The sequence below is a fragment of the Leeuwenhoekiella sp. NPDC079379 genome (assembly GCF_044542075.1).
Classification (GTDB): domain Bacteria; phylum Bacteroidota; class Bacteroidia; order Flavobacteriales; family Flavobacteriaceae; genus Leeuwenhoekiella.
This window is the reverse complement of sequence record NZ_JBITTU010000007.1, coordinates 61,054-83,340: the sequence shown is the minus strand read 5'-3', so window position 1 is coordinate 83,340 and position 22,287 is coordinate 61,054. Positions and strand designations below refer to the sequence as shown.

General features: G+C 36.5%; 20 protein-coding genes. 12 read left to right on the top strand and 8 right to left on the bottom strand.

What is annotated here, in order from left to right:
• Window positions 1–20 precede the first annotated feature (20 nt).
• Both ACIGAM_RS13705 and ACIGAM_RS13700 read left to right on the top strand, forming a co-directional pair.
• The gene (locus ACIGAM_RS13705; protein ID WP_396512012.1) at window positions 21–1,859 is read left to right on the top strand and encodes a TonB-dependent receptor plug domain-containing protein; all 1,839 of its coding nucleotides are present in this window, start codon (window positions 21–23) and stop codon (window positions 1,857–1,859) included.
• 9 nt (window positions 1,860–1,868) lie between these two features.
• Window positions 1,869–2,912 (top strand): YncE family protein, encoded by a 1,044-nt coding sequence (locus ACIGAM_RS13700; protein WP_396512011.1) that lies wholly within the window; start codon window positions 1,869–1,871, stop codon window positions 2,910–2,912.
• 80 nt (window positions 2,913–2,992) lie between these two features.
• Here the strand turns inward: ACIGAM_RS13700 and ACIGAM_RS13695 are convergent, their stop codons facing one another.
• Window positions 2,993–4,504, bottom strand: a complete 1,512-nt coding sequence (locus ACIGAM_RS13695) for a S41 family peptidase (RefSeq protein ID WP_396512010.1) — start codon at window positions 4,502–4,504, stop codon at window positions 2,993–2,995.
• Window positions 4,505–4,558: 54 nt separating this feature from the next.
• Window positions 4,559–6,001: a S41 family peptidase gene (locus tag ACIGAM_RS13690; RefSeq protein WP_396512009.1), complete on the bottom strand. Its 1,443-nt coding sequence runs from the start codon at window positions 5,999–6,001 to the stop codon at window positions 4,559–4,561.
• A 108-nt stretch (window positions 6,002–6,109) separates the two neighbouring features.
• Here ACIGAM_RS13690 and ACIGAM_RS13685 point away from each other — a divergent pair, with 108 nt between their 5' ends.
• The 6 genes from ACIGAM_RS13685 (at window position 6,110) to ACIGAM_RS13660 (ending at window position 11,603) form a co-directional block, all read left to right on the top strand.
• The gene (locus ACIGAM_RS13685) at window positions 6,110–6,619 is read left to right on the top strand and encodes an RNA polymerase sigma factor (protein WP_396512008.1); all 510 of its coding nucleotides are present in this window, start codon (window positions 6,110–6,112) and stop codon (window positions 6,617–6,619) included.
• Window positions 6,606–7,043, top strand: a complete 438-nt coding sequence (locus ACIGAM_RS13680; RefSeq protein WP_396512007.1) for a hypothetical protein — start codon at window positions 6,606–6,608, stop codon at window positions 7,041–7,043. The genes ACIGAM_RS13685 and ACIGAM_RS13680 overlap by 14 nt, the downstream gene beginning before the upstream one ends.
• Window positions 7,044–7,060: 17 nt before the next feature.
• On the top strand, window positions 7,061–7,585 hold the full coding sequence (locus ACIGAM_RS13675; protein ID WP_035899307.1) for a DUF4252 domain-containing protein: 525 nt from the start codon (window positions 7,061–7,063) through the stop codon (window positions 7,583–7,585).
• Window position 7,586: 1 nt separating this feature from the next.
• On the top strand, window positions 7,587–8,129 hold the full coding sequence (locus tag ACIGAM_RS13670) for a DUF4252 domain-containing protein (RefSeq protein ID WP_396512006.1): 543 nt from the start codon (window positions 7,587–7,589) through the stop codon (window positions 8,127–8,129).
• 165 nt (window positions 8,130–8,294) lie between these two features.
• The gene (pta, locus tag ACIGAM_RS13665) at window positions 8,295–10,388 is read left to right on the top strand and encodes a phosphate acetyltransferase (protein ID WP_396512005.1); all 2,094 of its coding nucleotides are present in this window, start codon (window positions 8,295–8,297) and stop codon (window positions 10,386–10,388) included.
• A gap of 27 nt (window positions 10,389–10,415) precedes the next feature.
• Window positions 10,416–11,603 (top strand): acetate/propionate family kinase, encoded by a 1,188-nt coding sequence (locus ACIGAM_RS13660; protein ID WP_396512004.1) that lies wholly within the window; start codon window positions 10,416–10,418, stop codon window positions 11,601–11,603.
• A 169-nt stretch (window positions 11,604–11,772) separates the two neighbouring features.
• On the opposite strand, the gene purB is transcribed toward ACIGAM_RS13660, so the two are convergent.
• Window positions 11,773–13,116: an adenylosuccinate lyase gene (gene purB / locus ACIGAM_RS13655; RefSeq protein WP_396512003.1), complete on the bottom strand. Its 1,344-nt coding sequence runs from the start codon at window positions 13,114–13,116 to the stop codon at window positions 11,773–11,775.
• A gap of 86 nt (window positions 13,117–13,202) precedes the next feature.
• Complete coding sequence (locus ACIGAM_RS13650; RefSeq protein ID WP_396512002.1) at window positions 13,203–13,757, bottom strand: hypothetical protein; 555 nt, start codon at window positions 13,755–13,757, stop codon at window positions 13,203–13,205.
• Between the two features lie 36 nt (window positions 13,758–13,793).
• On the opposite strand from ACIGAM_RS13650, the gene ACIGAM_RS13645 reads away from it, so the two are divergent.
• The gene (locus tag ACIGAM_RS13645) at window positions 13,794–14,267 is read left to right on the top strand and encodes a heme-binding domain-containing protein (protein WP_396512001.1); all 474 of its coding nucleotides are present in this window, start codon (window positions 13,794–13,796) and stop codon (window positions 14,265–14,267) included.
• Here ACIGAM_RS13645 and ACIGAM_RS13640 read toward each other — a convergent pair.
• Complete coding sequence (locus tag ACIGAM_RS13640; protein WP_396512000.1) at window positions 14,236–14,916, bottom strand: SIR2 family NAD-dependent protein deacylase; 681 nt, start codon at window positions 14,914–14,916, stop codon at window positions 14,236–14,238. The two genes, ACIGAM_RS13645 and ACIGAM_RS13640, sit on opposite strands and share 32 nt — an antisense overlap.
• Window positions 14,917–15,172: 256 nt before the next feature.
• Between ACIGAM_RS13640 and ACIGAM_RS13635 the strand changes: the two genes are divergently transcribed.
• Window positions 15,173–17,170: a CHRD domain-containing protein gene (locus tag ACIGAM_RS13635; protein WP_396511999.1), complete on the top strand. Its 1,998-nt coding sequence runs from the start codon at window positions 15,173–15,175 to the stop codon at window positions 17,168–17,170.
• A 62-nt stretch (window positions 17,171–17,232) separates the two neighbouring features.
• Window positions 17,233–17,889 carry a TrmH family RNA methyltransferase gene (locus tag ACIGAM_RS13630; protein ID WP_396511998.1) on the top strand — a complete coding sequence of 219 codons (657 nt, stop codon included), beginning with the start codon at window positions 17,233–17,235 and terminating at the stop codon, window positions 17,887–17,889.
• Window positions 17,890–17,947: 58 nt separating this feature from the next.
• Here the strand turns inward: ACIGAM_RS13630 and ACIGAM_RS13625 are convergent, their stop codons facing one another.
• The 3 genes from ACIGAM_RS13625 to ACIGAM_RS13615 form a co-directional block, all read right to left on the bottom strand.
• Complete coding sequence (locus ACIGAM_RS13625; RefSeq protein ID WP_396511997.1) at window positions 17,948–18,733, bottom strand: carboxypeptidase-like regulatory domain-containing protein; 786 nt, start codon at window positions 18,731–18,733, stop codon at window positions 17,948–17,950.
• Between the two features lie 73 nt (window positions 18,734–18,806).
• Window positions 18,807–20,660 (bottom strand): DEAD/DEAH box helicase, encoded by a 1,854-nt coding sequence (locus ACIGAM_RS13620; protein ID WP_396511996.1) that lies wholly within the window; start codon window positions 20,658–20,660, stop codon window positions 18,807–18,809.
• Between the two features lie 175 nt (window positions 20,661–20,835).
• Window positions 20,836–21,414 carry a non-canonical purine NTP diphosphatase gene (locus tag ACIGAM_RS13615; RefSeq protein ID WP_396511995.1) on the bottom strand — a complete coding sequence of 193 codons (579 nt, stop codon included), beginning with the start codon at window positions 21,412–21,414 and terminating at the stop codon, window positions 20,836–20,838.
• Between the two features lie 129 nt (window positions 21,415–21,543).
• Between ACIGAM_RS13615 and ACIGAM_RS13610 the strand changes: the two genes are divergently transcribed.
• A complete protein-coding gene (locus ACIGAM_RS13610) occupies window positions 21,544–22,233 on the top strand; it encodes a VIT family protein (protein WP_396511994.1) in 690 nt (229 codons plus the stop codon).
• The last annotated feature ends 54 nt before the right edge of the window (window positions 22,234–22,287 follow it).

Sequence of the window (22,287 nt, the reverse complement as noted above, 5' to 3'; positions counted from 1 at the left end):
GGGATAGAGGTCTGGCGAATATGAAATATATATCTAATTACATCATCATCCTGGTAATGCTTACTGCATTATCCCTAAAAGCTCAGGAACGCCCGTTCACTGCCTTAGACTCTGTATATCTTACAGATAGTAAATTAAAAGAATTTTCTACAGGAAGAAATCTTACCGTTTTATCAGATACGATATTGCGTAGAAACAGGCCACTTCTCACCAATACACTTAATTTTAACACACCTATTTATTTTAAAGAAAATGGATTGGGAATGGTGTCGTCACCCTCATTTAGAGGTACTACAGCGTCACAAACTGCTGTTTTATGGAATGGGATTAATATAAATTCACAATTAAACGGCCAGCTAGATTTTAATACGGTTGATGCCGGCGCTTACAGTGAGATTGCTGTGCGTGGAGGTGGTGGTAGTGTTGTTTATGGTACCGGTGCTATAGGAGGTAGCGTGCATTTAAATATGCGGTTAACATACGAAGATCAACTAACGCATAATCTTTTTCTGCAATACGGAAGTTACAACACCCAGGATGCCCGATACAATTTGAATCTGGGAACCAAAAAATGGAGTTTAAATCTGGCTCTAACCCGCAACAGCAGCGATAATGATTTTGAGCTTCCTAATGGAAGAAATAATTTAAACGGAGATTTTGAAAACACAGCCTTAAATGTTGGACTCGGATTTAAAATCAATTCAAAAAATTCAATACGCATATTTAGTGAACTTTTTGACGGAGAACGACATTTTTCAATTACACGGGCTTCAGAAACTAAGACTAAATATCAGGATCTTAACAGTAAAAATTTACTCGAATGGGAACACAGCTTTGGCTCCTTTAAGGGTATAGCTCGTGCGGCTTATCTTGAAGAGTTTTATAAATATTTCGCAAATATAGATAGTGAAGTTTATTCTTTCGGAAAGGCTAAAACGTTTATTACCAAGTATGATTTAAGCTATAAAATTTCAGACCGGCTCAAACTGAATTCAGTATTAACTAATACAACTACCAGTGGTTTTGGTTCTAGTTTTGGCGATAATGACCGTAGTATTTTTGCTGCCGCATTGTTATTGAAGCATCAACTGGCAAACGATTTTAATTATGAATTAGGAATTAGGAAAGAGCAAACTGAGAATTATGATAGTCCTTTTTTGTTTTCTTTTGGAGCAACAAAAGCCTTAAATGATTTCTTCAGCTTAAACATAAACGTTTCCAGAAATTTTAGAATACCTACCTACAACGACTTGTACTGGGAAACCGGCGGCAACCTGGATTTACTTCCCGAAAAATCACTTCAAGGTCAGTTGGGTGCCGTTTTTAACTTCAATTCTATTCAGCTTAATCTAACGGGTTATTACAATTCTATCACAGATATGATTAGATGGTTGCCGGGAGCGGGTGGTATTTGGAGTCCAAGTAATGTAGACGAAGTGGAGATTTACGGTCTTGAATCTGCTTTAAGTTGGTCAAAGAATTTTAATAAAGAGCATCGTATTTCTTTTAATTCAACATACGCATACACCGTATCTGAAAATAAACAAACCGGGAACCAACTTATTTATGTGCCTTTTCATAAAGCAACGGCTTCCGTTGATTATATATACAAAAAAATTAACGCAGCATTGCAATACCTGTATGTGGGAGAAGTATTTACTCGTAGCGATAACAATAGCCGTTATAATCTAGATGCGTATAACGTGGGTAATTTTAGTCTGGGTTATAGCTTCGGAAAAAAGGCTCAGTATGAATTAGGCGCTCGTGTAAACAATTTTTTAAACACCGAATATCAAAGCGTCGAAAGCCGCTGGATGCCGGGTAGAAATTTTAATATATATCTAAATCTTAAACTATAAATACCAATTATGAAAATTAATAAACTAGCAGTATTAGCACTCTTAGGTGCTTTTGTATTCAACTCGTGTACAGACGATAATGATGATTTAATAGAATTAATTCCTGAAGGTGATTATACTGATGGTTTTTTTGTGGTGAATGAAGGAGGATTTAATGATGGGGGAACGGTCTCCTTTATTAGTGATGACCTTAATACTGTAGAACAAAATATTTTTAATGTAGTAAATCATAATGCAGATGATTTAGGCGTTTTTACGCAATCTATATTTTTTGATGATTCACGTGCTTATGTAATCTCTAACGGCTCAAATTTAATAACAGTTGTAGATCGATATACTTTTGAATTAATAGATGTAATCGATGAGGGGCTATCATTCCCACGTTACGGAACAGTTTTAGATGGTAAGGCTTATGTAACAAATCAAGATGACTATACCACAAACGCTGATGACTATGTTGCAATTATAGACTTAACTACGCTAACCGTAGAAAAATCTGTAGTTATAGGAAATTATGTAGAAAAAATTCAAGAAAATGAGGGCTTACTTTATATTCAGGGAAGTGCTTTTGGAAGTGGCAATAAAATAAATGTTTTTGATCCTAGTACAGAAGCCGTGTTAAAATCTATAACTACTGCAGAAGGATTAGATTCTTTTGAGGTAGTAGGAGACGTAGTTTACACAATAGGAGGTGGCAAATTTCAAGAGTTTAGTAAATCTACAGGAGCAGAGGTTTCTTCTTTAAGCTTTACGACTTTAAATAATCCTGTAAACTTAGATGTTGAGAATGGGTTGGCTTATTTCACAAACGGAAAAGCAGTTTACAGTATGCTTATTTCGGTTTTAGAAGAGCCTGTGACACCATTATTAACATACGAGTCTAATTCCGCATTTGGAGTTATGTATGGTTTTAGTGTTAAAAATGATCGTATTTATATAGCAGACGGGGGTGATTTTTCTTCTGACAGTTTTGTTGAAATTTATACTTTAGATGGTGCACTGTTAAAGAATATTCCTGTAGGTTTAGCACCTAACGGTTTCTATTTCAACTAATTTTTCAATTCAATTAATTATATAAAAAAGCTTCTTAACCATTTGGTTAAGAAGCTTTTACTTTTATCAAAAAGTTCAATTTATTTTTTGATTTGAGGAACTTTGTCAACATACATTCGTTGATAGGTAGGAGATGTATTCTCTAAATCTTCAAGTTGAATCACACTGCTTTTCTGGGTAAAGCTTTTTCCTGTAGCAGCACGCCCTAAAATATTATCTAAAGCTACTTTTAATAAAGGCTCGTCAGGATCACCTAATGTACCTAGGTTTTCTAAGGATTCTGTAGCTGCAAAATCTGGGATCAATCCTGATGGTTCACCTATTCTATCGTTGGCATTAGCATATGTAAATATCAAAGGTTGTACAGCGTATGTGTGATTAGGATTAGCATTCTCTCTGCCAAAATTTGAGGAATCATAAAGTGTGGTAGAAGCTTCAAATTTCCCCACTGTACCGTTACCAATTAGCTGAACATCTATATAAGGTTCAAGGCCAATAGTAGTAAGTTCACTCGCAGATGCAGTATAATTTTTGAGACCTATTACATATAATCTCGAAAGATTAAGGCTGTTTATAGGCTGTTCTTCAGGTGTTCCTGTAAAAATTGTAGCATTAAATCTATTGAGCAACGTCTCTGCTCCCTGCGATTCAAAAAATGCTTGATACTCGGCATTCCAGCGTTGTTTAATTAAAATTTGCTCATTATATTGGCCGGTAATCATGGAGCATAAATCAATTGCAGATGCGACAGAACCTCCACCATTATATCTCAAATCAAGTACTAGTTCCTGCACGCCGTCTGCTTTAAAGTCAGCGAAAGCAGCATTTAGTTCATCATCAAATTGAGAGACGAATGAGTTGTACATTAAATACCCAATTTTAGTGCCATTTATATCAAGCGTTTTGCTTACTAAAATAGGATTTTCGGTGAGTTGTATTTTTGAAATACTTACATCTGAAGTTGCAATTGATAAGTTTTGAGCATTGTCAAACCCTGAAGAAATTCCCAATGTATAATTATCTAAACTTAATAAGTTTATTGCTTGAGAACTCAATGAATTTCCTGAAATGGTTAATCTGTTACCATTAATGGTCATAATCGCCTGACCTCTATTTAAATTTGCATCTGAGGCAGGGGAATTAGGTGCCACATAGCGAATAATACCCGCAGCATATTGTGTTCCTTCAAAGACATATGCAACAAAAGAGAGTTTAATGCCATCAGACCTAGAGACACCTGAGAAGGCATTTTCTAAAGAAACATAATCTTCTGTGGCAAAACTGAAACGATCAATATCTGCCAGTATATTTTCAAAAAATACACTAGGGTCTGGCTCACTTGAAAGAAATTCAACGTAGGATTGTTCTGTGCTAAAAGCATCATTCGCGAGTACGGGCACTTGTGCCTTATACAAATAAACCTCATTCATCGCCTGATACATGAAATCCTGAACCTCAAAATCATCACGGGTAAGTGTAGGCTCCGGTTCTTCAACAGGATCAACAACTTCAGGTTCTGCGGTATCATCATTGCTAGAGCACGAACTTAAAAATCCTACAGCTAAGAGTGATACTAAAAAATACTTTTTCATACTTATTTTTTTAAGGGATATAGGGGTTATTTAGTGTGGTAAAATAGGATTTAGCTAGCTCTTAGGCAAATCCAATACATACATACGTTGAAAATCAGGGTTAAACATTTTACTTTCTCCTACAGGTTCTAGATGAGTTGTGTTTTCAAAGCTTTTTGTAGAAGCACTGCGCCCTAATATTTGGTCTAATGCCATTTTTAAAAGTGGCTCGTTAGGATCGCCTAAAACACCCAGGTTTGAAACTCTTTCGGCGATTTCAAAATCGGGTTCGATTCCTGTAGGTGGTCCTACAGTGCCGGCAGAATTAGCATAAGTATATATTAAAGGTTGTATAGCGTAGAAGTGATTTGGGTTTACATTTTGTCTGCTAAAATTTTCAGAATCATATAATGTCGTAGAAGCCTGAAACTTTCCTACCGTAGTTGTGCCTACTGTTTTTACTATTATACGCGGCTTAAGACCTATTATGGTAAGTTCGCTTGCAGAAGCAGTACTCCCTGTGCCTATTACAAATAAACGACCTAAGTTTAGGCTATTAATAGATTCACCTGTTCTAATTGTGTTATTAAAACGGTCAATTAACGCTTCAGGGTCTTCTGCTTCAAATGCTGCCTGTATTTCAGGATTCCATTGTTGTTTAGTAATAACTTCACCGTTAAACTGACCCGTAATCATTGATGTCAAATCTATTGCAGACTCTACAGAACCACCACCATTATATCTTAAGTCAAGCACAAGATCGTTAATTCCATCTGCCTTAAATTGAGCAAAAGCGGCATTTAATTCATCATCAAAATCTGCAGTGTACGCGTTATACATTAAGTAGCCTATTTTTTGGCCGCTTATGTTTAGTGTCTTTGCTATGAGTATAGGGTTCTCAATTAAACCTTCTTCTTTAGTCAATGTTACAGATCGCCCATTTTCAGTAATACTTACAGCATTACCAGTATCTGTTAAATCAGCAAGTGTTAAGGTATAGGTGTCTAATCCTAATAAATCTAGATAGTTAGTTATAGTAAGCGGCGTGTTATTTACTTTAGTAAAAGCGTCGCCTCTTTTTATATTTTGTGTAGATGCATTAGAATTAGGTATTATGTAGCGTATATAACCTATAATCTCATCGCTTCCGGGAGAAACGCGCACCAGCCTGTATTCTAAACCATTATCTTTGCTTACACCCGCAAATCTATTCTCTAACTCGCGGTAATCATCGGTCATAAAGCTAAAGCGATCTGCATTAGACAATAAATCTTCATATAAATCTTCTGGCGTATTAAAAGGATCCAGATAGACATTTAAATCTGCCTGCGAATCAAAAAAATCATTGGCTAATACCGGTACATCGGGTTTGTAGAGGTAATAAATATTCATTGCTGAATAGATGAAATTCTTAATTTCTAAGTTATTTGAAATTTGAACATCATCGCGGTCTTCGCTGCAGGACAAAAGTAATAAAAGTGAGCAAAGGCCTATAAGGGGTAGAATAATCTTCTTCATAAAACGGGTTATTTGCATATTAAAAATACGGTATAATTGTATCATTGGTTTTTCTCTGTAACAAAATTTAGAGATAATCGTCTTCCTTATAACTAACCACAACAATAAATGAACCAAAAAGAGTTTTTAGCGCGAGTTACTCCCGTTCAAGATAGATTGTATCGTTTAGCAAAGCGATTACTGATTTCTGAAGATGAGGCACAAGACGCTACTCAGGAAGTTCTTATAAAGTTGTGGTCTCAGCGAAAAAAAATAAATAAGCTGAGAAGTATTGAAGCTTTTGCAGTTACGATGACTAAGAATTATTGTTTAGATAAGCTTAAGGCAAAAAGCAGTTCTAATTTACAACTCGTTCATAGTAACTATGAAGACCAGCACTACAATACGGTACGGCAAAGTGAGGTAAGCGATAGTGTTGCCTGGGTTTATAAGTTAATGAATGACTTGCCAGAGCAACAGCGAATGATCTTACACCTTAGAGATGTAGAACAGTTTACAAATAGTGAGATTGCAGAAGAGTTAGAATTAAATGAAACGGCGGTACGTGTTGCGCTGTCTAGAGCCCGAAAAACAATACGAGAAGAATTGCTTAAAAAACATAACTATGGACTTAAATAATATAGAAAACCTGCTTGAGCGCTACTTTGAGGGAGATACTTCCTTAGAGCAGGAAGCTAAGCTTAGGGAATACTTCACTAGTGATGAAGTTGACCCACATCTTGAGGAGTACGTACCTCTTTTTACCGCTTTCGCGAAAGTAAAACAAGAACGCTTTAATCGTAAGATTGAATTGCCTCAAACAAAGCGATCCTGGCAATGGGTACCTATCGCAGCAAGTATTTTACTCTGTGTAGGTCTGTTTTTAACTTTTAGTACTAAAAAAGGCTCTGATAACGACTTAGGAACCTACAAAGATCCTGAAGTAGCTGTTTTAAAAACAAAACAAGCGCTCTTTATGATGGGTAATTTTATGAATAAAAGTACTTCACAATTAAATAAACTAGATACGTTTGAAGAAACGACAAACGAAATTTTAAAATAATCTTAAATCAAAAAACGATGAATAAATTAGTAATTACATTAATGTTTGTAGGATTGAGTCTTACTGCATTTGCGCAAAAAAACTTTGATAAGTTTGAAGATATGAAAGATGTTACCTCAATGGTAATGAATCAAAAAATGTTTAAACTATTAGGTCAGATGGATCTTGATTCTAAAGACCCTGAGATGAAAAGTTATATCGAGATGGTAAATAGCCTCGAAGATATAAAAGTGTTTACGACAAAAAATATAAGCGCAGCTCAACAAATGAAGGGTGAGTTTAAATCTTATTTAACCAGTGCTAATCTGCAACAATTAATGCAGGTAAAAGATGATGGTAAAAATGTGAATTTTTATTACAAGCCCGGTAAAAGTGAAAATTTTGTAAGTGAGTTTGTGATGTTTTTAGACGGTATGTCTACAAAAGACGATACCGTACTTATTAGAATTACCGGTGACATTAACCTTAAAGAAATAGGTAAAATAGCAAATAGCATCAATTTTAAGGGAAGTGAAGAGCTTAAAAATGTAAAAGTTAACTAAGATGGGCACATTAAAAGCAGTTTTAGTAGTTCTTGTGGTTGCTGCATTATCCAGTTGTCAGGATAAGCAGTCTCTGCAAGAATACTATATAGACAGTAAAGAGAATGAAGCTTTTATTATGGTTGATTTACCTAGTAGCTTAATAGCTCCTGTTACACAGGAAATGACTGAAGATCAGAAACGGGTAATCAAATCAGTTAAAAAAATAAACTTACTGGCTTATTCTATGAAAGACAGTATGTTTTATACTACTGAATCTGCTAAAGTAAAAGAGATTCTTGCAGATGATGATTATGAAGAGTTGATGAAATTCGGCAAACCGGGACAGCGTATGCGCCTTTTTATAAAAGGACAGGATGAGGCCATAGATGAAGTTGTTGTATTTGCTCAGGATGAGAATAAAGGATTTGTACTTGCTCGTGTACTGGGCGATAAGATGAATGTGGCAGATATGGTTCGTTTTGCAGAAACAATGGATACTAGCAGTACTAAATTTAATACGGCAGGCTTTGAAGGCGTAATGGACGTTTTTAAAAATCAATAAAATCAATTGATGTTTATTTTAAAAAGGATCTCATTTGAGATCCTTTTTTTTTATTTAAAAAATTTGGTTTGCGATGATTTAATTTTTCAAATCACGAGTTATAATCGCATTCTGTTTATGGGGTTAAAAATGAATAATCGTATTTTTAACTAATTACATAAAACTATGAGTAAAGGAATATATATAGCAACAATAGAACCCAATAGTGGTAAGGCAATTATCTCTCTGGGTTTAATGCGCACCTTACTGGGTAAAACTGCAAAGGTGGGGTATTTTAGACCTATAATTGATGATGCAAAGAATAAAGGAAAAGACAATCACATCAATACGGTACTCTCGTATTTTGATATTCAACTAGAATATAATGAAGCGTTTGCTTTTACCAGAAGTGAGGTTATAAAAAAACGGAATAAAGGTAAAGCAGGAGAAATTCTAGATACCATAATTACTAAATATAAAAACCTCGAAGATCGATTTGATTTTATACTGGTTGAAGGTTCAGATTTTACAGGAGAAGGTACTGTGTTTGAATTTGATACTAATGTTCTTATCGCTAAAAATTTAGGTCTTCCCGTCATTTTAGTAGGAAGCGGTGTAGGTAAAACTGAAGATGATTTACTCGGGAGTTTGCAAATCGCCTATACCAGTTTTTTAGATAAAGATGTATCGGTGATGGGAGTGGTAGCAAATAAAGTCGAACCGGTAAATCTAAGTAAAGCTAAAAAGGGATTGCGATCATTTTTACCCGAAGCTGTTGAGGTATTTGCAATTCCCTTTACTGAAGAATTGGCGCATCCTACCATAAAAGAAATTGTGCACGAGCTGGATGGTGAAGTGCTTTTTGGAGAAAAGCTGCTCGATAATCAAACCGGAAACTTTGGAGTAGGAGCCATGCAGTTGAGAAACTACCTTACGCATCTTAAACAAGATAGTTTAGTAATTACTCCGGGAGATCGGGCAGATATTATTTTAGGAGCTTTACAAGCCCATATATCTACAAATTACCCTAGAATTTCGGGTATAATTCTAACGGGAGGTTTAATCCCTGAAGAGCCTATACTTCAGTTGATACGTGGTTTATCACAAATTGTACCTATCGTATCGGTAAAAGACGGTACGTTTTCGGTGACAAACCGAATAGGTAATATTAAGTCTCAAATTTACGCATCGAGTAAGCCGAAAATTGAAACCTCATTAACCGTATTTGAAAAAGAAGTTTCGTTTGATACCTTATTAGAACGTCTTATAAATTTAAAACCGAAAGGCATCACGCCCAGAATGTTTCAGTACGGGTTGATGAAACGAGCGCGAACTGCAAAGAAGCATATTGTAATGCCAGAAGGTACAGATGATCGTATTTTAACAGCAGCCGTGCGACTTGTAGAGTTAGATATCGTTAAAATCACGCTATTAGGAGACCCTGAGAAAGTTAAGGAGAAAGCTGTGAAACTAAGTATTCCCCTTAATTTAGATAAAATCACAATTATAGATCCTGTTAAATCAGCATATTTTGATGATTATGTGACCACATTTTATGAGTTGCGTAAACATAAAAATGTAAATATGGATATCGCTCGTGATTGGATGACCGATGTTTCTTATTTTGGGACGATGATGATTTATAAAGGGCACGCAGACGGTATGGTTAGCGGAGCGGCTCATACGACACAGCATACCATACGACCGGCACTTCAGTTTATAAAAACAAAACCGGGAGTTTCTGTGGTATCCTCTGTATTTTTTATGTGTCTTGAAGATCGCGTTTCTGTATTTGGTGATTGTGCTATTAATCCCAATCCTTCCGCAGAAGAGCTTGCAGAAATTGCAATTTCTTCTGCAGAAAGCAGTCTCGCTTTTGGTATCGAACCTAAAATAGCAATGCTTTCCTATTCTTCAGGAACTTCAGGAAAGGGTGCAGACGTAGACCGCGTGCGAGAGGCGACCGAACTTGTAAAAAAGTTACGTCCAGATTTAAAAATAGAAGGTCCTATTCAATATGATGCTGCGGTAGATGCGACAATAGGAAAAAGTAAACTCCCAGATTCTGAAGTTGCCGGCCAGGCCAGTGTGCTTATTTTTCCAGATTTAAACACAGGGAATAATACTTATAAAGCGGTACAACGGGAAACCGGTGCATTAGCCATTGGGCCTATGTTACAAGGCTTGAACAAACCGGTAAATGATTTAAGTAGAGGTTGTACGGTAGATGATGTGTTTAATACGGTAATTATTACTGCGATTCAGGCGCAGGGATTATAAATTAAAAAACAAGATAGCATTCAAACTATGAATATATTAGTTATTAACTCCGGAAGCTCTTCCATAAAATTTCAACTTATAGCTATGCCCGAAGCAAGCGTTATGGCATCAGGCATGGTAGAACGTATAGGGATAGATGGTGGTCAAATTATATATAAAGCCGGACAAAGAGAATTTACTGAAAAAACCAATTTTAACGATCATACAGCAGGTTTATATAAAATTTCAAGTCTGTTAATGGATCTTAAATATGGTGTTATTGATAATACAGATGAAGTAGATGCTGTAGGACATCGCGTGGTTCATGGTGGTAAAAAATTTACAGAAACGATTCAAATTAATGATGATGTTAAAGCAAATATTACGCGTTTATTTTCTCTGGCTCCTTTACATAATCCGGCGAATTTAACAGGTATAGAAGTCGCCGAAAAATTATTTGACAAAGCACCCCAGTTTTGTGTATTTGATACGGCGTTCTTTAAAGATGTTCCTCAAAAAGCGTATCAATATGCAATACCGCAGCATTTTATGACCGAAAATAGAATACGACTATACGGTTTTCACGGTACCAGTCATAAATATGTGAGTAAAAAAGCTTTGGATTATTTACAGATCCCAGATGCTAAGTTAATTACCATACACTTAGGAAATGGCTGTAGTATGGCAGCCATAAAAGATGGTAAACCTGTAGATACCTCTCTAGGTTTTGGGCCCGCTAACGGATTAATTATGGGTACGCGTGCGGGAGATATAGATCAAAGTGTGGTTTTCTATATGCAGGAACATCTGGGGTATTCTATACCCGAAGTAAATGATATTCTAAACAAAAAAAGTGGTATGCTAGGACTTACGGGGTTTAGCGACTTGAGAGATATAGAAGAAGCCGCTGCTGGTGGAGATCCTGTATGCACGCTAGCACTTGAAATGAATGCTTACCGTATCAGAAAGTATATAGGTGCTTACGCCGCTGCTTTAAATGGATTAGATGCTATTGTTTTTACTGCAGGTATAGGTGAAAACAGTTCTTACCTACGCAGTAAAGTTTGTGCTCAAATGGATTATCTCGGAATTCATTTAGATGAAAATTTAAACGCAGAACGATCTAAGAAGCTTAGAGAACTGCAGAGCGAAAACTCTAGCGTAAAAATAATGGTAATACCTACAAATGAAGAATTGGAGATTGCAAATCAAGTATACGAGCTTATAGAAGAATAATTCTGATTTATTTTCTTAAACGTATAAGGTTAATGATTAAGCTAAAAAAAATAATCACTAAACCTGATAATACCAAGGTATGTTTAAGTATTCCCGCGAGGCCCGCAGAAAGAATGCCTATATATAGCCCAAGTACCAGTACCAGATTTAGTGATATTTTCATAAGGGTTTAGATGCCTGTATAATTTGCAGGAGTTATAGCTTTGAGTTCTTGCTTTATAGCATCACTTGTTTCTAAAGTGTCTATAAACGCGTGCATAGAAGCTTGATTAATTACCTCGTTAGTACGAGTCAGACCTTTTAAAGCTTCATAAGGGTTTGGATAGCCTTCCCTTCTTAAAATAGTTTGTATCGCTTCTGCAACTACAGCCCAGTTATTCTCAAGATCTTTAGCAAACTTGCCTTCATTTAAAAGTAGTTTGTTTAAGCCTTTTAATGTGCTCTGAAAACCAATTATGGTATGACCTAGAGGTACACCAATATTACGTAAAACTGTACTGTCTGTTAGATCCCGTTGTAATCTTGATATGGGTAATTTTGTAGAAAGATGTTCAAAAAGGGCATTTGCTATTCCTAGATTCCCTTCACTGTTTTCAAAATCTATAGGATTCACTTTATGTGGCATTGCAGAAGAACCAACTTCTCCTTTTTTTATTTTTTGTTTAAAATATTCCATAGAGATGTATTGCCAGAAATCTCTATTTAGATCTACCAGAATTGTATTTATGCGCTTCATAGTATCAAAAAGAGCAGCCATATGATCGTAGTGCTCAATTTGAGTAGTAGGGAAGGAGTGGTGCAGTTTTAAAGTTCCGCTAACAAAAGAAGTTCCAAAATTCTTCCAGTTAATCTGTGGATAAGCTACGTGGTGTGCATTATAATTTCCGGTTGCACCACCAAATTTTGCAGCGCTAGGAATGTCTTTAAGTAAACGTATTTGCTCTTCAAGGCGCACTACAAACACTTCTATTTCTTTACCTAAACGTGTAGGTGAAGCGGGTTGACCGTGAGTACGTGCAAGCATAGGTATCGTTTCCCACTCATCTGCAAGTTGTTTAAGGTGATCTAAAACTTCAAGAAGCTGCGGTAAATAAACCTGATTGGTCGCGTCTTTTAGACTAAGCGGTATTGCGGTGTTATTTATATCCTGAGAAGTAAGGCCAAAATGTATGAACTCTTTTGATGTTGTAAGACCCAACGCATCAAACTTCTCCTTAATAAAGTACTCGACAGCCTTTACATCGTGGTTGGTTACCTGTTCAATATTTTTAACATGTTCTGCATCTTCTGTAGTAAAATCTTCATAAATACCTCTTAAATCTGCGTAATGTTTCTTTGGGAAATCAGCCAACTGTGGTAACGGAATTTCACAAAGCGCAATGAAATATTCTACTTCTACTTTAATTCGGTATTTTATAAGTGCTTTTTCAGAAAAAAAGGCTGATAATACTTCCGTTTTATTTGAATATCTACCGTCTATAGGTGATACAGCTTCTAATGAAGATAGCGACATAATTAGTTTTTAATTTAAACGGCAAAGATACATAGCTCAAAGCTAGTAACAAACCTCAAATAGAAAGAATGCGTAAGTAGAATCTATTACGAGCGTTTTAAAGCTTTCAAAATCTTCTTTGTGCGTGATTTTACACCAGGTTTTGCATTAGGATACATCAACTCTAACTGTAATTGTAATTCATTTTTAACCCATTTAAAATCTGTACTTAAATAAAAAAGACTTTGCATTGCATAAACTTGAGCAGCAACTTTCTCCTTTGCGATTAATAGATCAAAACACAAAGTTACGAGTAAGGTCTTTTGTGCACTATTCAGTAATTCTTGTTTTTTTATGTAGTGTGTTTCGGTAAGTAATTCAAAAATTTTTGAGAAAGAGCGCTTCGTAGCATTGTTAGTTAAATTTTGAGCTACTTCAAAAAATAAATCGAGTTGAGGTATTAGAAACTGAATTTTTTCTCGGAGAGCCATTTCTAAAACCCAGGCAGCCTTAATATGGTTTTCAGATTTTTTTTCAGAAATACACGCTAAAGTAAAAGCTAACAGATTTTCATTTTGAAGTAAAACTTTTGCGTGAGAGTATCTGCTGCTTCGGGAAGCGCAGGTTTGAGATAGTAGATAATCCCAGTGGGCAGTATCCATTTATTGCCTAAGTTTATGGGGCTTAAAAATAAAAAAATGATCTGGATTAAACGTTTTCTTAAGTTGGCTCTTGTGGTTCTCATTGTAATTCAATTTTTTCCTGTTGAAAAAAATGAAGAAGGCTATGAATCATTAGAACCTTTTCTTGCTGAAACGAGACCTTCTCAGCAGGTTGCTGGCATTTTAAAAACATCCTGCTATGATTGTCATAGCAATCAAACACAGTATCCCTGGTATGCAAATCTGGCACCTGTAAGTTTCTTTCTTGCAGATCATGTAGAGGAAGGAAAAGAACATTTAAACTTTGCAGATTGGGGAAATTATACAGCAAAGCGAAAAGATCATAAATTAGAAGAAGTTCTTGAAGAGATTGAAAAGAACGAGATGCCGCTAGATTCGTATACGTTAATTCATCAAGATGCAAAGTTGAGCGCTGCACAGGCTGAGGCTATTATTAATTGGGTAAAAGCTGCACGACTTAGCTATTCATCAATTCCTCAACCACAGTAGGAATACCTATAGTAGCTTTTTCAGCAATAACGTTAAGATTCTTACGGGAGTTGATGCTGGGCTTTGGATCTATAAAATAGATTGTAGCATCTTGTTTAGCATAATCAATTAATCCTGCTGCAGGATAAACCTGCATAGAAGTACCCACAATTATAATATAATGAGCTTGAGACACCAGTGCTGCAGCAGTGTCTAGTAAAGGAACCATCTCTCCGAACCAAACAATATGCGGGCGCAACTGGCTGTTTTTTGAACAGCGATCACCGGTTATAATATCAGTATTCCAATCTAAAACAATGCTTTCGTCGGCAGTACTTCGGGCTTTTAAAAGTTCGCCATGCAGATGTACTACAGCACTGCTGCCGGCCCGTTCATGTAAATCATCAACATTTTGAGTAATTATGTCAATATTGTAATTAGCTTCAAGAGCAACCAAAGCTTTGTGTGCAGCATTGGGCTGTACCGTTTTAAGTTGCCGTCGGCGTTGATTGTAAAAATCTAATACCAGTTCTTGATTTTTAGACCAACCTTCGGGACTGGCAACTTCCATAACATCATGACCTTCCCATAAACCGTTTGCATCTCTAAAAGTTTTAAGACCACTTTCTGCACTAATCCCTGCACCTGAGAGTACGACAATATTTTTCAAAATGTTATTTGTGTTTAAAATTATAAATTAAAATAATAATAGTTTGATATTAAAATTTACTAGATAGATTTTAAATAATCAGAAATAATACTTCGCCTTATCGCCTGGGAAAGAGGTGTTTAAATATTTATTTAAAAAATTAGCGCCATTTTAGCTTTGAGGGTTAGTTCTTAAAGATAGAGTATTGTTAGATTATTCGTATAAAAATCACTTATTATTCATTATAATTGCAATAATTCTAAAAAAACATACTTTTATGAAAAAAATTTATTTACTAGCATTTACACTTTTATCGCTTGTAGGTTGTAACAGCGATGATGATGGTATTGACGTTATTCCTGGTGAGGCAACGGGAAATATTACAACGTACGATTTGGCCTCAGTATCAAATCCAGACATTAGTGGTACTGTTACATTTACAGAAAAATTGGACGGTTCTACTGATGTTAGCATCCTAATGGATGGGACAACAAGTGGCTCGCATCCTGCTCATATACATGCAGGTACAGCTCTTGAAGGAGGTGATATTGTTGTCGACTTGACTCCTGTTGATGGCGCAACACGTAGAAGTTTGACAAATATAACAGCTACAAATGATGGGTCTGCGCTTTCTTATGCTGACTTGATTGCTTTTGATGGTTATATTAATGTACACGCTAGTGCAGATAACCTAGGAACATTACTGGCTCAAGGAGATATAGGTCAAAATGACTTAACCGGAGAATCTAAAGAGTATACTTTATTTACAAAAGATGTAGATGGCATTGATGGAATAGCTTTATTTGAAGAGCGCGTGAGTGGAAAAACTTTGGTAACACTTGACATAGATGGTACACCAGATGGTGGTATGCATCCTGCACATATACATGCAGGTACAACACTAGACAACGGAGCGATTGTTGTATCTCTTGCTACTGTAATAGGTGATACTGGTTTAAGTAAGACAGATGTTACAGCTTTAAATGGTACAGATGGTACACCTAACGCTGGTGCGGCCGTAAGCTATGATGACTTACTTGAATTTGATGGTTATATCAACGTGCATCTAAGTGCGACTCAATTAAGCACAATCGTTGCTCAAGGGGACATAGGTCAAAATGAAATTGTAGATACTAAAGAATATATGCTTAAGGCGAAGACTGATGCAGATATTAAGGGTACGGCAACTTTTTCAATGCGTGCAGATAGTACTTCTTTAATAATATTAGATGTTGAAAATACAATAGCAGGGGCTACTCACCCGGCTCACATTCACGCAAATAGTGCAGTTGAGACCGGCGCAATTGTTGTAAGTCTTCAGGGTGTTAATGGTGATACAGGTTTAAGTATGACTAATGTAGCGGCACTTAATGACGAGACGGCCGTTACTTATGAAGACTTACTCGATTTTGACGGGTACATAAATATACATTTAGGTCCTGATGCTCAATTAGCTACCGTAGTTTCTCAAACAGATATAGGTGCTAATGAGTTAACTGGAAATACAAAAACTTATGTTTTGGGTTCTGCAGATGTTGCAACAATCAATGGTTCAGCATTATTTTCTGAGCGTAAAGATGGTACAACTCTTGTTGAATTGATGTTGAATGGTACTCCAGATGGTGGTATGCATCCTGCCCACATACATGCAAATACTGCAGCAGAGACTGGTGCGATTCTTATCACTTTAGGAATGGTAGATGGTACAACAGGTATGGGTGCTGCTCAGGTAGAGGGTCTTAATGGTGATGATGCGGCAGCAACTCCAAATGCTGGTGAAGATGTGAGCTATGATGATTTACTAGAATTTGATGGGTACATCAATGTACATTTAGGTTCTGGTGCACAGCTTAGCACTATCGTCGCTCAAGGTGATATAGGTCAAAATGAGTTGACAGGAACGAGTAAGACGTATGTTTTAAATTCGGTTTCTAACCCAATGATTAATGGTACAGTAAAGTTTGAAGAGCGTGTTAATGATGAAACTCTAGTTACTATAGACCTAGCAGGTACTACTGTGGGTGGAGATCATCCTGCACATATACATGCAGGTTCTGTAGCAGAAGCTCCTGGTGATATTTTAATTTCACTTACTAATGTAATGGGAGTTGATGGTATTAGTAAAACTAACGTATCAAAATACAATGGTGCAGATGGTGCGGCAATCACTTATGATCAAATGATTGCTATTGACGGTTATGTTAATGTACACTTAAGTGCAACTAATCTGGCTACTTTAATAGCACAGGGTAACGTAGGGTCAAACGTTCAGTAAAAAACCCAAATATTGAATTTAAAACCCGGCCAATTGGCCGGGTTTTTTTATTTTTAGACATCATGAATTTAGAATTAACAGAGTACCTAGAATCTTACCTAACACCACGACGCCAGCAGCTATTTAAAGAGGTCCTAGAGCAACGTACACGCTTTTTAACGGTTGCTATAGAAGATGTAGGGCATTTGCATAATACAAGTGCTGTGATGCGTAGTTGCGATGCATTTGGTGTACAGGATGTACACGTGATAGAAGAACTTAAAGGAAAACGAATAGATCGCGAGATTGCGATGGGAGCGCAGAAATGGACGAGCGTTTACAGATATGACAGTACAAAAGAAGCGCTAAGTAGTTTAAAAAGTAAAGGTTATAAAATTGTAGCTACTACTCCGCATCACACAGCTCATAAACTTGAAGATTTTAAATTAGATCAACCTACTGTTTTATTCTTCGGAAGTGAAAAAGATGGCCTTACTGATACCGTTATAGAGGCAGCAGATGAGTACATCTATATTCCAACATTTGGTTTTACCCAGAGCTTAAATATATCTGTATGCGCTGCTATTTTATTACAAGAATTAACTCAACGTTTGCGCAATTCAAATCTAGATTGGGTTTTAAAACCTGCAGACATTACTCAAATCAAGGATCTGTGGTTAACTCGTAATCTTAAAAATTACGATCAACTAATTGAGCACTTTAATAGTAAGGTAAAATAAAATAGCCTTTATATGCTTATCATATAAAGGCTATTTTATTTGCATCTAAATGTCTTAGTTACTTATCTCTATTGAGCACTTTATACTCTTCATAACAGCTGCTTAAAGCATCTAATATTTGGAGGTCATTTGCCGACTTTACAAAACTCTGCGAATAATCACAACGTCCTAAAATCGCTTCAATATCTTCTTTGGGAACTTGTAATAATGCAGAAAGTGTTTCTCGGTCAAATTTAGTAACTAGAAGATTTCTAATATTATCGTCTTCCTTCATTTGTCTAAGCTTCCGCATTTGGGAGCTTTTATTTGAGAAGACTTTATTTAGAAAATCTGCCGGATTAAATATGGCACTTAATACCTTATTAATAGCGCCAGGCTGAGAATTACCTGCTTCATAAGCCGTGTCTAAGCCAGATATACTGTATCGTACATTTTTATAAACAGGAACGTTACGTGCATCAATCTCGAGATACCCCGTAAGCTCTATATTCTTAACTACTACTTCCTCTAGAGCAATCCCGGTTTCGGTCATCTTTACCTTTACATCTCCAAAACGTTTCCAGTCATTGGTAACACGTACTTGTAAGGTTTTAAAACCTAAAAAAGAAAAAAACAGGGTATCTGTAGAAGATGCCCTGATTTTAAATGTTCCGTCTGTACCAGTTGTGGTTCCTTTTACAGTATTAAGGTTTATAATATTTACTCCTTCGAGTGCCTGATCTGTAGAGGCGTTTATTACAGTACCTTCAATGATACTTTCTTCAGCCTCGTCTGAAGTAACCTGTTGCGCAAAAATAGCTCCGGGTAAAACAACACACAGGAGTAGTATAAAAATCTTCTTCATATAGCTTTCAATTTAGAAAAAGAGACGATAAAATCATACCAAACGTGACAATACTTATAAAATTAATAGTCAATTAACGGTCGCGTCTTCTTCTTTTTCCTGAAAACGGGCTTTTATTTTCACGTTCTCCTGCTGGTTTACTTTTACCTCTACGTTCACCACCGCTTCGCTCGCTGCTGCTGTTACGATCTCTGCCGCTTCCACCTCCAGAAGATCTACGTTTTTTAAAACCGTCGTCACCTCCAGAATCATCTCTGCGTCTACCGCCGCCACCTCCGCCAGAGGGACCACTTCTGCGATCGTTACGTTTGCGTTTGCCGCCACCGCCGCCACCGCTTCTGGTGTCTTTGGTGATTTCTACGTGTACTGAGCGACCTTTAAGATTAAAGTCTTCAAATAAAGCTAAAATTGCTTCCTTATGTTCTGTATCTGTATTAAAAAATGAAAACGAGTCTTTACAATCAACTTTATATATACCTTCACCTAATCCTGTTAGATCTTTTAAGAAGTCTTTTAAACTCATCCAGTCAAAACCATCACGCTGTCCTACGTTTATAAAATAACGTGTAGACTCACCAGAATCTTCTTTCATATCTGCAACTACTCCTGCATTAAGATCTTTCGTCTTTTTGTAGTAGTTAAAGAAACGTGTAAATTCTACCGAAAATACTTTCTTTATAAGTTCTTCACGGCTTAAACCTTCAAGAACTTCATTTATACTAAAAAGATAGGGGTTGATTTCCTCGTTAATCGTGGTATTGCGAATATCATTTGCAAGGTGCATTAACTGTACTTCACAAATTTCCATCCCTGTAGGAATATCTTTTTGAATGAATTTTTTGTTGATTATTTTTTCTAAAGTTCTAACCTTACGTACTTCGCTTTTTGAAACGATAACCATAGAAATACCAGTTTTACCGGCACGTCCTGTACGACCACTACGGTGCGTATAGGTTTCTATTTCATCTGGTAATTGGTAGTTGATTACGTGCGTAATATCATCTACGTCAATACCACGTGCAGCAACATCTGTAGCAACAAGCATTTGTATTTGACGTGCTCTAAAGCTTTTCATAACCAGATCACGTTGATTTTGACTTAAATCTCCGTGCAATGCAGAAGCATTGTAACCGTCTTCTATAAGTTGTTCAGCTACTTTCTGAGTATCGCGTTTAGTACGACAAAATACAACTGAGAAAATTTCAGGATTAGCATCTGCCAGACGTTTTAAAGCCTGATAACGATCACGGGCGTTAACCATATAATATTCGTGCGAAACATTTTCAGCACCCATATTCTTGGTTCCTACCGTAATTTCTATAGGGTCATTCATAAATTGCTTAGCGATGCGAGCAACCTCTTTAGGCATAGTGGCCGAAAATAACCAGGTTTGTTTGTTTTTAGGAGTGTCTGCAAGAATAGTTGTTATATCCTCATAGAATCCCATATTAAGCATCTCATCTGCTTCATCAAGAATACAAAAATCAATTCCTGAAATATCTACCAGATTACGTCGCATCATATCTTGCATACGACCCGGCGTTGCAACGATTATTTGAGCACCACGCGAAATCTGACGGGCTTGTTCTTGTATGTTAGCTCCTCCATAAACAGCAACGGTATTTAAACCCTTAACATATTTAGAATAGCTTTTAAGTTCGTTTGTAATTTGTAGACATAGTTCACGAGTTGGAGAGATTATTAATCCCTGTGTTTTGCGACTGGTTGCATCTACTTTTTGAATAAGCGGAAAACCAAATGCTGCCGTTTTACCTGTTCCTGTCTGGGCGAGTGCAACTACGTCTGTTGCCTCGCGTAATAGGACTGGGATGGCTTTTTCTTGCACTTCTGAAGGCTCTGTAAAACCCATATCGGTTACAGCTTGCAAGATGGCATCATTAAGTCCTAACGCTTTAAATGTACTCATATAAAAAAATTATCTTCAATCAACGTTGATTTAAGAGGCTGCAAAGATAATGTTAATAAATGTAAGAAGAAGTAGAAGTATGTTATGATTTAGTTCACTGTAAATCAAAAGTTTAGCAACTAATTGTTTTGTGTGGGGTTAATTAAAAATCTCCATTATTGAAAAAAAACGCTAATCATTGAGAATTTTGAAGTGAAATAATTAGTTTTTCAGTAGCTTTTCCGCGGTGTCCTATTTTGTTTTTTAAAGAGAGTGGCATTTGAGCAAAGGTTTCCTCATAACCTTCAGGTTTAAAAACGGGGTCGTAACCAAAACCTTCTGAACCCGTTCTGCCCAATGTAATCTCACCATTGCAAATTCCTTCAAAGCAAATTTCTTTTTGATCAATAATAAGTGCAATCACAGTTTTAAAATGAGCTTTTCGGTTTTCTTTAGTTTTAAGTTCAGAGAGCAGTTTATCAATATTATCGTTAGCATCTTTTTGCTCACCGGCATAACGCGCACTATAGACGCCGGGAGCACCATCTAAAGCTTCAACTTCTAAGCCGGTATCGTCTGCAAAGCAATCATAACCATATTTTTGTTTTACATATCTGGCTTTTAGTAAAGCATTGCCTATTATGGTAGGTGCATCTTCTATAATATCTTCGGTACAACCTATATCTGTTAGACTTTTAAGCTGAATTGAATCTGGCATTAATGCCTGTATTTCTCGAAGTTTATTAGGGTTATGTGTAGCAAAAACAAGAGTCATAAGAATAGAATTTAGGAGAAGCAATTTATTAAATCTGAAGCTAATCTAAATATTTTTAGAAGCTATTTGGAAAGTATCTAAAATCAATTTATACCTTTTATACAGCATATATTGGTTTAATTTAGCAATATGCAAACTGAAGATCATTATGCACATCGCAGTGGCTGGTTGCGCGCTGCGGTACTGGGTGCAAACGACGGAATTCTCTCTACAGCGAGTCTGATTATAGGGGTGGCGGCTGCGAGCACTACTCGCGAGCCTATTATTCTTGCCGGGGTTGCAGGTATTGTTGCCGGAGCCTTATCTATGGCAGCAGGCGAGTATGTGTCTGTAAGTTCGCAAAGTGATATTGAAAAGGCCGATCTGGAACGTGAAATAAACGAACTGGAAACGATGCCTGATGAAGAATTACACGAATTAAAAAGAATCTATATCGATCGCGGTCTCACAGAAGCCACAGCACTTGAGGTTGCAAAGCAATTAACGGCACACAATGCTCTCGAAGCACACGCCCGTGATGAGTTAGGAATGCACGAGATAACTCAGGCTAAGCCGTTACAGGCTGCATTTTCGAGCGGGGCTGCATTTACAGTAGGAGGTGGGCTACCCGTACTGGTTGCCTTTATAGCGCCTGTTGCCTATATGGAATATATACAATATGCCTCTGCACTTCTTTTTTTAATTGTATTAGGAGCAGTTGCTGCAAAAACCGGAGGTTCGAGTATGCTAGCGGCTATCTTGAGAATCACGTTGTGGGGTACTCTGGCAATGGTAGCTACAGCACTTATAGGCTATCTATTTAATACAACGCTTATATAATTTTATTCTCACCAAAATCTTCTATAAACTTTTAGAATATTTAATACTTATACT